This is a genomic window from Variovorax sp. Varisp53, from assembly GCF_059491555.1.
In genome coordinates this window covers 2,501-16,904 of the sequence record NZ_CP168512.1, presented here as the reverse complement: position 1 = coordinate 16,904, position 14,404 = coordinate 2,501, and the positions used below count along the sequence as shown (strand labels likewise).

The 14,404-nt window shown below is 62.9% G+C and carries 8 protein-coding genes and 2 rRNA genes; 3 read left to right on the top strand and 7 right to left on the bottom strand.

The genetic code is table 11. From position 1 onward, the window contains the following. Positions 1-6: 6 nt before the first annotated feature. From ACEOAB_RS00065 to ACEOAB_RS00045, 5 genes are all read right to left on the bottom strand, one after another. Positions 7-1,005, bottom strand: coding sequence for a tripartite tricarboxylate transporter substrate binding protein (locus ACEOAB_RS00065; protein WP_413751092.1), 999 nt, complete (start codon positions 1,003-1,005; stop codon positions 7-9). Further along, positions 995-1,852, bottom strand: a complete 858-nt coding sequence (locus tag ACEOAB_RS00060; protein ID WP_495653338.1) for an amidohydrolase family protein — start codon at positions 1,850-1,852, stop codon at positions 995-997. Before ACEOAB_RS00060 ends, ACEOAB_RS00065 begins: the two co-directional genes overlap by 11 nt. Before the next feature lie 123 nt (positions 1,853-1,975). Further along, complete coding sequence (locus ACEOAB_RS00055) at positions 1,976-3,175, bottom strand: nucleoside hydrolase (protein WP_495653819.1); 1,200 nt, start codon at positions 3,173-3,175, stop codon at positions 1,976-1,978. A gap of 160 nt (positions 3,176-3,335) precedes the next feature. Continuing rightward, positions 3,336-4,952 carry a S41 family peptidase gene (locus tag ACEOAB_RS00050; RefSeq protein ID WP_495653337.1) on the bottom strand — a complete coding sequence of 539 codons (1,617 nt, stop codon included), beginning with the start codon at positions 4,950-4,952 and terminating at the stop codon, positions 3,336-3,338. A 62-nt stretch (positions 4,953-5,014) separates the two neighbouring features. Next, positions 5,015-7,339 (bottom strand): ATP-binding protein, encoded by a 2,325-nt coding sequence (locus ACEOAB_RS00045; protein ID WP_413750743.1) that lies wholly within the window; start codon positions 7,337-7,339, stop codon positions 5,015-5,017. A 116-nt stretch (positions 7,340-7,455) separates the two neighbouring features. Between ACEOAB_RS00045 and ACEOAB_RS00040 the strand changes: the two genes are divergently transcribed. From ACEOAB_RS00040 to ACEOAB_RS00030, 3 genes are all read left to right on the top strand, one after another. Next, positions 7,456-8,655 carry a threonine ammonia-lyase gene (locus ACEOAB_RS00040; protein WP_413750742.1) on the top strand — a complete coding sequence of 400 codons (1,200 nt, stop codon included), beginning with the start codon at positions 7,456-7,458 and terminating at the stop codon, positions 8,653-8,655. Between the two features lie 118 nt (positions 8,656-8,773). Further along, entirely contained in the window at positions 8,774-8,926 is a 153-nt protein-coding gene (locus tag ACEOAB_RS00035; RefSeq protein ID WP_007831971.1) for a hypothetical protein, read from the top strand. Between the two features lie 152 nt (positions 8,927-9,078). After that, the gene (locus tag ACEOAB_RS00030; protein ID WP_413750741.1) at positions 9,079-10,950 is read left to right on the top strand and encodes a phosphoenolpyruvate carboxykinase (GTP); all 1,872 of its coding nucleotides are present in this window, start codon (positions 9,079-9,081) and stop codon (positions 10,948-10,950) included. A gap of 173 nt (positions 10,951-11,123) precedes the next feature. Here ACEOAB_RS00030 and rrf read toward each other — a convergent pair. Both rrf and ACEOAB_RS00020 read right to left on the bottom strand, forming a co-directional pair. Beyond that, positions 11,124-11,236: ribosomal RNA gene (gene rrf / locus ACEOAB_RS00025) — 5S ribosomal RNA — on the bottom strand. 128 nt (positions 11,237-11,364) lie between these two features. Further along, positions 11,365-14,240: ribosomal RNA gene (locus ACEOAB_RS00020) — 23S ribosomal RNA — on the bottom strand. Between the last annotated feature and the right edge of the window lie 164 nt (positions 14,241-14,404).

The window sequence follows — 14,404 nt, the reverse complement described above, 5'->3', positions numbered from 1 at the left end:
CCTCGATCAATCCAACTGAATCTTGTTGTCCTTCGCGAGCCGGGTCCATTTGGCGATCTCGGCACGGCGGAAGCTGTCGAGCTCGCCCGGGCTGGAGCCGATCACCTCAGCGCCCAGCGCTTCGAGCCGGGTGCGGACCTCTGGATCCTTGAGCGTGGCGGCGAACTCCTTCGAGAGCCTGTCCACCACCGGCGCTGGCGTGCCAGCCGGCACGAACACGGCGTTCCATTCGTAGACCTCGTAGCCGGGCAGGCCCGCCTCGGCCACGGTGGGCAGCTGCGGCAAGGCAGGCGCGTGCGTCTTGCCGGTCACGGCCAGCGCACGCAACTTGCCGTCCTTGATGAAGGGCAGGCTCGAGGCGAGGCTGGCGAAGAACACCGGCACGTGCCCGGACATGACATCGGTGAGCGCCGGACCGCCGCCCTTGTAGGCCACGTGCGTCATCTGGACACCGGCCATCGCGGCGAACAGCTCGCCCGCCAGATGTTGCGCCGAGCCGTTGCCCGACGAGGCGTAGTTGATGCCACCGGGCTTCGCCTTGGCCTGCGCGATGAGCTCGGCAACGCTTTTCATCGGTGCCGACGGGTTCACCACCAGCACGTTGGGCACCTTCACCAGCAGAGACACCGGCGCCAGGTCGCGCAGCGTGTCGAAGGGCATCTTGCGCAGCGCCGGGTTCTGCGCGTGGTTGGAGGCGTCGAGCATCACGGTGTAGCCGTCGGGCGTGCTCTTGGCGACGAGGTCGCCACCGATGGCGCCACCTGCGCCGCCGCGGTTGTCGATCACCACCGGCTGGCCCAGCTTCGCCGAGAGCTTGGGCGCGACGATGCGGGCCACCGCGTCGACGGTGCCGCCGGGCTGATAGCTCACGACCAGCCGCACGGGCTTGGACGGCCACGCCTGGGCGTGCGCCGAAGAAAGCCCGGCCAGCAGCAGGGCCGCACCCGCAAGGGCACGAGGAATGGCACGCCGCAGTCGCGCGCGAGAGAAGCCGTCAGTGGTCATGGATGTTGTCTCCTGTCTTGAACTTGAAGAGCCGCGCCGGCGTGTCGACCAGGATGCGGCGGCGGGCGGTGGCGTCGGGCACCCAGCCGGCCAGCGCCGCATGGGCGGTGGTGTAGTCGGCGATCTCGCGGTGCTGGGTGTGGGGCCAGTCGCTGCCCCACATCAGCCGGTCGGGGCCGAAGGCCTTCAGCAGCGCCTGCGCGGCGCCGCGCGCGACGTCATGCGCGGTATTGGCGGTGTACGGTGCGGGCCAGTTCCGGTAGGCGGCCGAGAGCTTGACCCACATTCGACCGCAGTCCGCCACGCGAAGCAGCCAGCAGAAGCCTTCATCGGCGGTCGCGAGCACCGACGAGGGCCGGCCGAAGTGATCCACCACCAGCGCGCATCCGGCGTCGAGCACCGGTTGCGCGGCCAGCGCGAGGTCGCGCGATTCGCGGTGCAGCTCCACATGCCAGCCGAGCGCCTGCACGCGGGCAAAGAGCCGATGCCACTCGGGCCGGGAGAAATCGGGCAGCGGCATGCCCACGAGATTGAGGCGGATGCCGCAGACGCCGGCTTCGGCCATGGCGTGCAGCGTGGTGTCGTCCACCTGCGGCTCGACCACGGCGACGCCGCGCAGCCTCCCGGGGCAGGCGCGCAGCGCGTCGAGCATAAAGCCGTTGTCGGTGCCGAGGAAGCTGGGCTGCACCAGCACGCCGTGCGAGACGCCATGCGCATCGAGCAACCCGAGGTACTCGGCCAGCGTGGCCTCGTAGTCGGGCGCGTGCCGGCGCGCCGCCGCCAGGGGCAGGCCATGCACGAACACATGGGCATGGCTGTCGATGGCTGCGATGGGGGGAGGGGGCACGGCGTTGTCTCTGTCGGAATCGTTGTGCGTCCGCAGGGTGCGAACGTGGGCGAGTATCCGCAGGGCAACGCCTGTTGGGAACGTGTCTCCTGGTTGCGTTTGGATAAGCGCGGCTTATGGCACTCAGTTCGCCACAGCAGGCAGCACCACCGGCACCGGCCGCGTGAGCAGGTCGACGTACAGCTCGAAGAAGCGCGCGTTGTCGAACTTCTTCACCACCGTCATCTTCTGCAGCGTGGGGCCCGCAGGCTGCGAGGCATAGCCGATGGAGCGGCCGTTGTCTGCCGCGCCAGGCTTGGCGATCACGTCGACATAGCGGTCCACCGTCTGCGTGGCGTAGCCCGGGTCGATCAGGTAGGCCAGCGTGAGGGTGTCCCAGATGTTCTGGGTGTAGTTCGGGTTGTTCTCGAAACCGTTCTTGCCGTCGAAGCCGTAGCCGTTGAGCTTCTGGAACACGTCGGTCACGGCCGTGGGCTTGGCCGGATGCGCGATGCGGTCGTAGATGGTCTTGGTGAGGAACACGGTGTCGGTCACGTCCAGCGGCACTACCACCTGCGGGATCGGCAGCCGCACCACGAACTGCGCGGCGTCGGGGTCGAACCACCAGTTGAATTCGGCGGCCTTGGTGGTGTTGCCCGCCACGTCGATGGCGCCGCCCATGTAGATGATCTTCTTGATGAGCGGGACGATCTCGGGGTTCTGCTTCGCCGCGAGTGCGATGTTGGTGAGCGGGCCGATGGCAAGGATGGTGATCTCGCCTGGATTGGCCTTCACGGTGTCGACGATGAAGTCGACCGCGCTCTTGCGCTGCACGACGGTGTGCTGCGCAAAGCCGTCGGGCGAGGGCTTGAGGTCGGCATCGGTCTTGGGCTCGGGGCCGCCCCAGGCGCCGAGATAGCCGTCGCCGCCCGCACCCGCGGCCATCTCGGCTTGCACGTCGGCGAAGTTGTGATTGAGCGCGTAGTTCGCGCCCACGTAGACGCCGATGCGGTTGCCCACGCCGAGCCGCTCCATCGACATCAGCGCGTCGGCCACGCCCTGCTTGAGCCATTGGTTGCCCGAGACCACGCTGATGCCCATGACCTGCACCTTGCCACTGGCCTGCAATTGGACTGCCATGACGCCGAGTTGGCCGTCGTCGCTCATGGTGTTGTAGTCGCTGTCGATGATGATCTTCTGCGCCGTGGAGCCGCCCGATCCGACGCCGAAGCCCGGACCCAGGCCGATGCCGCCGCCTCCGTCGCCACCGCCGCCGCCGCCGCCGCCGCAGCCCGCCAACACCGTGATGACGGCGATGAACATCGCCCCGATCAATTTGCGCATCTGCATCTTCCGCTCCTGAGACTAAGAGATTGGTTTTCAGTCGAAGGCACTGAAATACAAACGTTTGCGCAAAGCTTTGCGCAAACGTTTGCTAACTCTACGGCGCAAGCCGCGGCCATGGCAAGCGCCGCAGCCTAGGGGTTTGCGCGGGCCGGTCGGATCAGGCCGGATCGGGTGCGGGATCGACCAGCCGGTTCTCGCGCAGCGGCGAGCGGCCAGGCATGTAGGGCTGCTCTACATCGGGCGCGGCCTGGCTCTTGTCCAGGCCCGACGCCGAGGCCTTGGACGACCCGGCCGGACAGGCGCCGGTGCTGCGCAGCGTGAGCGCCGCGGACAGCCGCGCCTCGCTCTGGTCCCCGAGCTGGTGGGTGAAGTCGTCGGCCACGGTGCAACCGGCGGTGGGCGCGAAGCCGTCGCCGTAGTCGCCGCTGCCCTGCTGGTTCACGCCCTTGAACTGGATCGCGAAGTAGGTGGTGCCGCAGTTGTCCTGCGGGTAGAAGCCGTAGGGCTTGCCGCAGGTGGTGCCGCCGACGAGGTTGACGGTGACCCCCACGCCGCGCAGGCTGTTGATGACCGACTCGCTGGCCGAGCAGGTGTCGGGGCCGGTGAGCACCGTGACGCGCGAGAGGCCCAGCGTGGGCAGGGCCTGGCCGCTGCGGCTGGTGCCGGTGAAGGGCGTCAGGGTCTGCGCCGCCGTCAGGTGGAACGGGTTCTTGTCGTTGAAGGTGAGTTGCTCGAAGGTCTTGCCCGCGGTCACCGCCGGCGACGAGATCATGTAGGCCAGCCGGCTGGCGATGAGCAGCTGGCCTCCGCCGTTGTAGCGCATGTCTAGCACGAGATCCTGGATGCCCGCGCCCTGCTTGAAGGTGTTCACCGCGGCAATGAGCTGCGCCTCGGAGGTCGTGATGTGGTCGTTGAACAGCAGGTAGCCCACGCGGCCGCTGCCGGTGTCGATGACCTGGACGTTCTGCACCGGCGTGCTGGTGACCTGGGCGGCCGTCAACTGCACGGGAGACTGCGCGACGCCGTTCACTTCGAAGGTGAAGGTGTGCGATTCGCCGACGGCCTTGGGTGAGAGGGCGGCGTTGATCGCATTGACGTTGGCGGTGCCGGTGCTGCTGACGACGTTGATGCCGTCGATGGTGAGGATCTTCGCGCCGCGCTGCAGGCTCGCATTGGTAGCGGGCGAGTTCGGCTCGACGAAGGCGATGCGGATGTCGCGCGGCGGCGAGCTGCGTATCGCCGCCGTCTCCATGCCGTAGCCGGCCGACACGCCGCCCTGCGACAGCTGGCGGTACACCTCGGTGTCGTAGGTGAAGTGGAAGCGGTCCTTGGCGCGGCCCGAAGCCGTGGTGAGCGGCGTCTTGAGCACGTTGAACCAGGCGATCGGCGTGGCGTAGTCGGCGGCCTTGAGCGTGGTCGGCACCTCGGTGTACCAGAGGTAGGTTTCGTCGATCCAGCCGCGCACCCAGCTCTTCTCGTTGTCGAGCGAGCCGGTGCGGTCGGGATAGGCGGCACCCGTGTCGGGGTTGACGCCCGCGCGCGGCGCCGCGCACAGGCCGGCCACCGTGGCCGAGGCGACGATGCCGCCATCGCCGCCACCGCTGGCGGGCGGTGTCGTGGTCACGGGCAGCAGGCCGATCGGCAGGACTGCGCCACCGCCTCCGCCGCCGCCACCTCCGCAACCCGCCAGCAGGCAGGCCACCGCGAGCGCGGCGCCCGCAACCGATGCGCCCAGACGCGGCAGCAGCCGCGCGTCGACCTTGCGAAAGTCCATACGTTCCTCCTCGTGGCACGGACGCGCGGATGTTTCGCGCGCCCGGCTTTCTTCTGTTCCCGCTATTGCACGAAACCCATGCCGCGCGATTCGCGCACTTCGGGCTTGATACGGTGCTCGGCTTCGAGCTGGTCAAGGAATTCGGTCGCGGAGAACTCCGCCGCCAGTATGTCGGTCTGCCGTTTCACCGCCGCGAAATCGCCCGGGCAGAGCTGTGTCAGCGGAGCCAGCCGCGAACGCATGGCAGCTGTCATGAGCGCGGCGTCGCCCGCAAGCGCCTCGGTCACGAACATGCGCTCGCGCTGCGCGGCGGTGAGCGGCATGAACTTGATCTTGAAGGTGAAGCGCCGCAGCGCGGCCTGGTCGAGCCGGTCGAGCAGGTTGGTGGTGCAGATGAAGACGCCGTTGAAGCGCTCCATGCCCTGCAGCATCTCGTTGACCTCGGTGACCTCGTAGGTGCGCTGCGCGCCGCGCCGGTCCTGCAGGAAGCTGTCGGCCTCGTCGAGCAGCAGCACGGCCTTTTCGTTCTCGGCCTCGCGGAACATGGCGGCCATGTTCTGCTCGGTTTCGCCGACGTACTTGCTCATGAGGTCGCTGGCCTGCTTGACGATGAGCGGGCGGCCCACGGACTTGGCGATGTGCTCGGCCAGCGCGGTCTTGCCGGTACCGGGCGCGCCGTAGAAGCACAGCGTGCCGTGGCCGCGCGCCTTCAGTGCCTCGACGATGCGCGGGATCTCGAAGCGGGTCTCGACATGGAGCATGTCGAGGTCGTAGGTGGTCACGCTGCGGCGCTCGCCGCGTCCGGCATCGAGCGTGCCCAAGGCGAGGTCGGCGTTGCGCAGCTGGCGTTCGATGAGCGCTTCCACCGAGGCGTCGTCGGTTCGCGCGAGACCCGCAAAGCGCGCTGCCGTGCGGATCTGCGCGGGCGTGAGGCCTTTTCGCTCGGCCAGCTTGGCGGTGAAGGCCTCGGACACGACCACGCCTTCGAGCGTCTTCTTCACGAGCTGCTCGCGCGCGCCGGGCGGCGGCGACTTCAGCTCCAGGTGGTAGGCGAAGCGGCGGCGGAAGGCCGGGTCGATCTGCTCGATGCGGTTGGTGACCCACAGTGTGGGCACCGGGTTGGCTTCGAGGATCTGGTTGACCCAGGCCTTGCCGCTCACGCTGCCGCTGGTGGGCGCCGGGATCTGCTCGGCGCGCGCCATGAACTGCGCGGCCTCGGTGCTGATGGGCGGGAAGACGTCTTCGACCTCGTCGAACAGCAGCGCGGCCTGCGCGCTGCCCTTGAGGAACACCTGGGCGATCTGCAGCGAGCGGTAGCGGTCGCGGCCGCTCAATGAATTGCCGTCGCGGTCGGCGTATTCGACTTCGAAGAGTTCGAGTCCTGCAGCCTGCGCGACGACCTTTGCGAGTTCGGTCTTGCCGGTGCCGGGCGGCCCGTAGAGCAGCACGTTGACGCCGGGCTCCTTGCGCGCGACCGCGGCGCGCAGCAGCGTGACGAGCATCTGTGCGTCTTCCTGCACGAACGAGAAGTCGTGCGGCGTGAGCGCGCTCTTGGCCGAGGGCCGCGTGAACACGGCCATCAGCTCGTTGTGGTCGCGGTACTCGCGCATGAGCACCGGCGGCAGCTTCTCGCTGACCTTCATGAGGTCGGCCAGGTCGGTGATGTTGTGTTCGGAGATGAGGTTCTCGACCAGCCCGATGCGCTCGAGCCGCGAGCCCGCGCGCAGCGCCTCGCCCACCTCGCTCGCGTTCACGCCCGCGATGTCGGCAATGGCCGCATAGGCCTCGGGGGCGTTGTTGACCTTGAACTCGACCAGCAGCGAGCGCAGGTCGCGCTGGTAGCGCGCGAGCGTGCCGTAGAGCAGCAGCGCGCGCTCGGCCTTGTTGAGCTGCAGCAGGCCCGCGAGCGCGTCGATGTTCTTCTCGACCAGCGTCGATTGCTTGCGCAACGCATGCGTGAGCCAGTCGCGCGTGACGGCCAGCACCGAGAGCAGGTCCTTCGGCTGGTCCTTCGCGTATTCGTCGAGATAGAAGAATAGCGTGCCCTCTTCATACGGGCCGCGCCACACGCCGTGGCGTTCCAGCAGCGTGCGGCCATCGAAGTCCTCGACGCCCTTCCAGGCCTCGTTGCCCGCGCAGCGGCGCCCGAGGAATTCGCGCAGCCGCTGCAGCACAGCCGCCGGCCACACCAGGTGCCGCCCCGTGAGCGAGAGCAGGCCATTGATGTCGCGCCGCACATTGAAACGCGGCCCCTGCTTGGCCGCGAGCGTGAGCACGAAGTGCGAGCACATGAGCTCGAGCACCGGCGCCTCCTTGAGGCCGGGCGACGGCAGTGCCTGCCCGCGTACCGCAGCAGCCACGACATCGACACCCGCACGCTTGACCATCAGGCAACCTCCAACGAGGACAATCTCGGAGCGACCATAACGCAGACTTTTGGCTTCGGGAAGACCGGCGAACGGTAAAAACCCTCATGGGTGCGATTCCAGCCACAATGCGCGCCATGGTCGGAATCGATGAAATCCTGCGCGCCGCGGCGCGTCTCCAAGGTCAGGTGCTCAATACACCCTGCGTCGAGTCGCGCACGCTCTCCGAGATCGTCGGCGCACAGGTGTTCCTGAAATTCGAGAACCTGCAGTTCACATCCTCCTTCAAGGAGCGGGGGGCGTGCAACAAGCTGGTCGATCTCTCGGAGAACGGTATACGCGGAGTGATCGCCATGTCTGCCGGCAACCATGCGCAGGGTGTGGCCTATCACGCGCAGCGGCTGGGGTTGCGCGCATTGATCGTGATGCCGCGCTTCACGCCCGGCGTGAAGATCGAACGCACGCGCGGTTTCGGCGCCGAGGTGGTGCTGCACGGCGACACGCTGGATGCGGCCCGCGCCCACGCACTGGAGTTGGCTCAGCGCGAGGGGCTGACCTTCGTGCATCCCTACGACGACGAGGCGATCATCGCGGGTCAGGGGACGGTGGCGCTCGAAATGCTCGATGTGGTGCCCGACCTCGACACGCTGGTGGTTGCGGTCGGCGGCGGCGGGCTGATCGCCGGCATGGCGGTTGCGGCGCGCGAACGCAAGCCGGACATCGAGATCGTCGGGGTGCAGACCACGCGCTTTCCAGCCATGGTCAACGCCGTGAAGGGTACGCACCACGCGCAGGGCAAGAGCACCATCGCCGAGGGCATCGCGGTCGGAACGCCCGGCGTGCTGACGCGGGAGATCATCGCAAGCAAGGTCGACGACCTGCTGCTGGTGGACGAGGGCGACATCGAGCAGGGCGTGCTGATGCTGCTCGAAATCGAGAAAACCCTGGTCGAGGGTGCGGGCGCGGCCGGCCTGGCGGCGCTGATCCGGCACCCCGAGCGCTTCAAGGGCAAGCGCGTGGGGCTGGTTCTTTCGGGCGGCAACATCGATCCGCTGCTGCTCGCGGCCATCATCGAACGGGGCATGGTGCGGGCTGGCCGGCTGGCTCGCGTGCGCGTCAGTGCGCGCGACGTTCCGGGCTCGTTGGCCCAGATCACGGCCACTGTGGCCGAAGCGGGCGCTAACGTCGATGAAGTCCACCACCAGCGCGCCTTCACGATGCTGGCGGCGCAGAACGTCGACATCGAGCTGGTGCTGCAGACCCGCGGACGCGCTCACCTGGCCAGCGTGCTGGCCGCGCTGAAGGACGCCGGCTTCGAAGCCGAAGAGCAGCATTGAGCCGCAAGATCAACCCCGGATGGTTCCATTCAGGGGCTCGCAACCCCCTAGACCGGTCCCAGGCTGCCCGTCGGTAAAATGCCGGGAGTTGTCAATTGCGTATTCGAGGTACTTCCCGATGTCCAACCCCACCCCCATCGAGCCGAGCCAGGGCGCCGCTGTCGAAAAAGACGCCGTCGAGTCGGTCGTTCACCTGATGCCACTGGTGCTGCCGCTGGCCGGCGGCGTGCTGATGCTGCTGCTGGCATCCATCGCGGTCTACATGGCCTGACGCTGACAGGCGTTCGCGCCTTTGTCCGCGGGCGGTGCGGCCCGCGCTGACGCAGTCTCCCAAAGCGAAACGTTTTCTCAAACGGACCTCCGTGCCTGAGCGGCACGGCGCCCCGTTCGGAAAGACGATTTTTCAACTTAGGAGATTTTCCGATGAACGCACCCACGATGAAGGGCCTCACCATTCAGACGCCCTCGTACGTCAAGAACGCGAAACTGATTGCCTGGGTGGCCGACATGGCCGCGCTGTGCAAACCCGAAGCCATTCACTGGTGCGACGGGAGCAAGGAAGAATACGACCGCCTTTGCCAGCGACTGGTCGACGCCGGCACCTTCAAGAAGCTCAACCCTGCCAAGCGCCCCAACTCGTTCCTCGCGGTGTCTGACCCGAGCGACGTTGCGCGCGTGGAAGACCGCACTTTCATCTGCTCCCAGGAGAAGGAAAACGCCGGTCCCACCAACAACTGGATGGCCCCGGCCGAGATGCGCGCGACGCTGCAGCCTCTGTTCGATGGCTGCATGAAGGGCCGTACGATGTACGTCGTGCCGTTCAGCATGGGCCCGCTGGGCTCGCCGATTGCCCACATCGGCATCGAACTCTCCGACTCGCCCTATGTGGCCGTCAACATGCGCATCATGACCCGCATGGGCAAGGCCGTGTACGAGGTGCTGGGCGCCGATGGCGAATTCGTGCCCTGCATGCACACCGTGGGCGCACCGCTCGAGTCCGGCCAGAAGGACGTGTCCTGGCCCTGCAACAAGACCAAGTACATCGTTCATTATCCCGAAACGCGCGAGATCTGGAGCTATGGCTCGGGCTACGGCGGCAATGCGCTGCTGGGCAAGAAGTGCTTCGCCCTGCGCATCGCCTCGAACATGGGCCGCGACGAAGGCTGGCTGGCCGAGCACATGCTCATCCTGGGCGTGACGAATCCCGAAGGCAAGAAATACCACGTGGCAGCGGCGTTCCCGAGCGCCTGCGGCAAGACGAACTTCTCGATGCTGGTGCCGCCGACGGGCTTCGAAGGCTGGAAGGTCACGACCATCGGTGACGACATCGCCTGGATCAAGCCGCAGGCCGATGGCTCGCTGCGTGCCATCAACCCCGAGGCCGGCTACTTTGGCGTGGCCCCCGGCACCAATATGCTGACGAATCCGAACTGCATGCGCAGCTTGGACGACGGCGTGATCTTCACCAACGTCGCGCTCACGGACGACGGCGATGTGTGGTGGGAAGGCATGGAACAGGATGCACCGGGCAAGGCGCTGCCAGCCCACCTGATCGACTGGCAGGGCAAGGACTGGACGCCGCAGATCGCCAAGGAAACTGGCGCCAAGGCCGCGCACCCGAACGCCCGCTTCACCGTGGCCGCCACCAACAACCCGGCGCTCGACGACGCCTGGGACGATCCGAAGGGCGTGACGATCGATGCCTTCATCTTCGGTGGCCGCCGCTCGACCACTGTGCCGCTCGTCACCGAGGCCCGCAACTGGGTGGAAGGCGTGTACATGGCCGCGACCATGGGCTCGGAGACGACCGCTGCCGCGGCTGGCCAGCAAGGCATCGTGCGCCGCGACCCGTTCGCCATGCTGCCGTTCATGGGCTACAACATGAGCGACTATTTCCAGCACTGGCTCGACCTCGGCAAGAAACTGGAAGCCTCCGGCGCCAAGCTGCCGAAGATCTACACGACCAACTGGTTCCGCAAGGGCGCGGACGGCAAGTTCGTCTGGCCTGGCTATGGCGAGAACATGCGCGTGCTGAAGTGGATGATCGATCGGGTTGAAGGCAGCAAGACCAATGGTGTGGAGCACATCACTGGCGTGAGCCCACGCTACGAGGATCTGAACTGGACAGGCCTGAATTTCAGCGCCGAACAGTTCGCTACCGTGACCAGCATCGACAAGGCTGCGTGGGAGGCTGAATTGAAGCTGCACGCCGAACTGTTCAAGCAACTCGAGCACCACCTGCCGAAGGAATTGCCGGAAACCAAGGCCGCGATCGAGCAGCGCCTGGCAGCCTGATCAATCACTGATTGCTCCAACTAAAAAGCCCGGTGGATTGTCCATCGGGCTTTTTTATTGGCTGTTCGGTCTGGTTGTTGGCGGTGTCGCCATTTCCATTGCGCTTCCATTTCCGAATTCTTCAAAGCAAAAAACCCCAGTCATTGCTGACTGGGGTTTTCTGGGCTGTAAGAGCCTGACGATGACCTACTTTCACACGGGAACCCGCACTATCATCGGCGCTGAGTCGTTTCACTGTCCTGTTCGGGATGGGAAGGAGTGGGACCAACTCGCTATGGTCATCAGGCATAAAGGGTTGTTCTGTTGATCACATGATCAAGAGAACGAATTCATAGAGTTTGGAATCAGCTTTTGGCGAATTATTTTGAATGCGTCAACTTGGCATAACACCTTGATCGGATTGATCAAAGTTATAGGGTCAAGCCGCACGAGCAATTAGTATCAGTTAGCTTAACGCATTACTGCGCTTCCACACCTGACCTATCAACGTCCTGGTCTTGAACGACTCTTCAGGGGGCTCAAGGCCCCGGCAGATCTCATCTTGAAACGAGTTTCCCGCTTAGATGCTTTCAGCGGTTATCTCTTCCACACTTAGCTACTCGGCAATGCCACTGGCGTGACAACCGATACACCAGAGGTGTGTCCACTCCGGTCCTCTCGTACTAGGAGCAGGCTTCCTCAAATCTGCAGCGCCCACGGAAGATAGGGACCAAACTGTCTCACGACGTTTTAAACCCAGCTCACGTACCTCTTTAAATGGCGAACAGCCATACCCTTGGGACCGGCTACAGCCCCAGGATGAGATGAGCCGACATCGAGGTGCCAAACACCGCCGTCGATATGAACTCTTGGGCGGTATCAGCCTGTTATCCCCAGAGTACCTTTTATCCGTTGAGCGATGGCCCTTCCATACAGAACCACCGGATCACTATGTCCTGCTTTCGCATCTGCTCGACTTGTCAGTCTCGCAGTTAAGCACGCTTATGCCATTGCACTATCGTCACGATGTCCGACCGTAACTAGCGTACCTTCGAACTCCTCCGTTACGCTTTGGGAGGAGACCGCCCCAGTCAAACTGCCTACCATGCACTGTCCCCGATCCAGATAATGGACCTAGGTTAGAACCTCAAACACACCAGGGTGGTATTTCAACGTTGGCTCCACAAGATCTAGCGACCCTGCTTCAAAGCCTCCCACCTATCCTACACAGATCTGTTCAAAGTCCAATACAAAGCTACAGTAAAGGTTCATGGGGTCTTTCCGTCTTTCCGCGGGGAGATTGCATCATCACAAACATTTCAACTTCGCTGAGTCTCAGGAGGAGACAGTGTGGCCATCGTTACGCCATTCGTGCAGGTCGGAACTTACCCGACAAGGAATTTCGCTACCTTAGGACCGTTATAGTTACGGCCGCCGTTTACTGGGACTTCAATCAAGAGCTTGCACCCCATCATTTAATCTTCCAGCACCGGGCAGGCGTCACACCCTATACGTCCACTTTCGTGTTTGCAGAGTGCTGTGTTTTTAATAAACAGTCGCAGCCACCGATTTTTTGCAACCCATTCATGCTTCGTTGTTCACTACACACTAATAGGGCACACCTTCTTCCGAAGTTACGGTGTCAATTTGCCGAGTTCCTTCTCCTGAGTTCTCTCAAGCGCCTTAGAATACTCATCTCGCGCACCAGTGTCGGTTTGCGGTACGGTCGTTGTTAGCTGAAGCTTAGTGGCTTTTCCTGGAACCTCGTTCAGTCACTTCACGGACAAGTCCGCTCGATCGTTGGCCTCGGTATATGTGCACCGGATTTGCCTAATGCACGCCTACATCCAACTAAACCAGAATAATCCAATAACTGGATGACCTATTAAGATCCGTCCCCACATCGCACTAACAATCGGTACAGGAATATTGACCTGTTTCCCATCAGCTACGCATCTCTGCCTCGCCTTAGGGGCCGACTCACTCTACGCCGATGAACGTTGCGTAGAAAACCTTGCGCTTACGGCGAGGGGGCTTTTCACCCCCTTTAACGCTACTCATGTCAGCATTCGCACTTCTGATACCTCCAGCACGCTTTACAACGCACCTTCACAGGCTTACAGAACGCTCTCCTACCACTTGCAATAAATTGCAAATCCGCAGCTTCGGTAACTGGCTTAGCCCCGTTACATCTTCCGCGCAGGACGACTCGATCAGTGAGCTATTACGCTTTCTTTAAATGATGGCTGCTTCTAAGCCAACATCCTGACTGTTTTAGCCTTCCCACTTCGTTTCCCACTTAGCCAATTTTAGGGACCTTAGCTGGCGGTCTGGGTTGTTTCCCTCTTGAGTCCGGACGTTAGCACCCGGTGCTCTGTCTCCCAAGCTGTACTCATCGGTATTCGGAGTTTGCCTTGGTTTGGTAAGTCGCCATGACCCCCTAGCCAAAACAGTGCTCTACCCCCGATGGTAATACTTGAGGCACTACCTAAATAGTTTTCGGAGAGAACCAGCTATTTCCAAGTTTGTTTAGCCTTTCACCCCTATCCACAGCTCATCCGCTAGTTTTGCAACACTAGTCGGTTCGGACCTCCAGTACCTGTTACGGCACCTTCATCCTGGCCATGGATAGATCACTTGGTTTCGGGTCTACACCCAGCGACTGATCGCCCTATTCGGACTCGATTTCTCTACGGCTTCCCTATTCGGTTAACCTTGCCACTGAATGTAAGTCGCTGACCCATTATACAAAAGGTACGCAGTCACCCCTTACGAGGCTCCTACTTTTTGTAAGCACGCGGTTTCAGGATCTATTTCACTCCCCTCCCGGGGTTCTTTTCGCCTTTCCCTCACGGTACTAGTTCACTATCGGTCAATGATGAGTATTTAGCCTTGGAGGATGGTCCCCCCATATTCAGACAGGATTTCTCGTGTCCCGCCCTACTTGTCGTTAGCTCAGTACCACACAGGTCATTTCACGTACGGGGCTATCACCCGCTATGGCCAGCCTTTCCAAGCTGTTCCGTTATGTCTTGTGCTATCACTAACAGGCTTCTCCGATTTCGCTCGCCACTACTTTCGGAATCTCGGTTGATGTCTTTTCCTCGAGCTACTGAGATGTTTCAGTTCACCCGGTTCGCCTCGCATGACTATGTATTCATCATGCGATACCTTTGCAGGTGGGTTTCCCCATTCGGAAATCTCCGGATCAAAGCTAATTTGCCAGCTCCCCGAAGCTTATCGCAGGCTATCACGTCCTTCGTCGCCTATCATTGCCAAGGCATCCACCACGTGCTCTTATTCACTTGACCCTATAACTTTGAGCTCTCCTTGCGGAGATCCAAAATCGTTTCAAGGAATTACCAGGTCTTTCACCTGGCGCGTTATGCCGTTACATTCAAAATTCGATTTGACTCGAAATTGAAGTTTCTTTTGACGCAATCAAAAATTCTATGCTGCTGATGGCACGGTCTGC

Coding starts and splice junctions, on each gene's coding strand:
- ACEOAB_RS00040 (WP_413750742.1), top strand. CDS start 7,456: ATGGTCGGAATCGATGAAATCCTGCGCGCCGCGGCGCGTCTCCAAGGT.
- ACEOAB_RS00045 (WP_413750743.1), bottom strand. CDS start 7,339: ATGGTCAAGCGTGCGGGTGTCGATGTCGTGGCTGCTGCGGTACGCGGG.
- ACEOAB_RS00055 (WP_495653819.1), bottom strand. CDS start 3,175: ATGCGCAAATTGATCGGGGCGATGTTCATCGCCGTCATCACGGTGTTG.
- ACEOAB_RS00050 (WP_495653337.1), bottom strand. CDS start 4,952: ATGGACTTTCGCAAGGTCGACGCGCGGCTGCTGCCGCGTCTGGGCGCA.
- ACEOAB_RS00035 (WP_007831971.1), top strand. CDS start 8,774: ATGTCCAACCCCACCCCCATCGAGCCGAGCCAGGGCGCCGCTGTCGAA.
- ACEOAB_RS00030 (WP_413750741.1), top strand. CDS start 9,079: ATGAACGCACCCACGATGAAGGGCCTCACCATTCAGACGCCCTCGTAC.
- ACEOAB_RS00065 (WP_413751092.1), bottom strand. CDS start 1,005: ATGACCACTGACGGCTTCTCTCGCGCGCGACTGCGGCGTGCCATTCCT.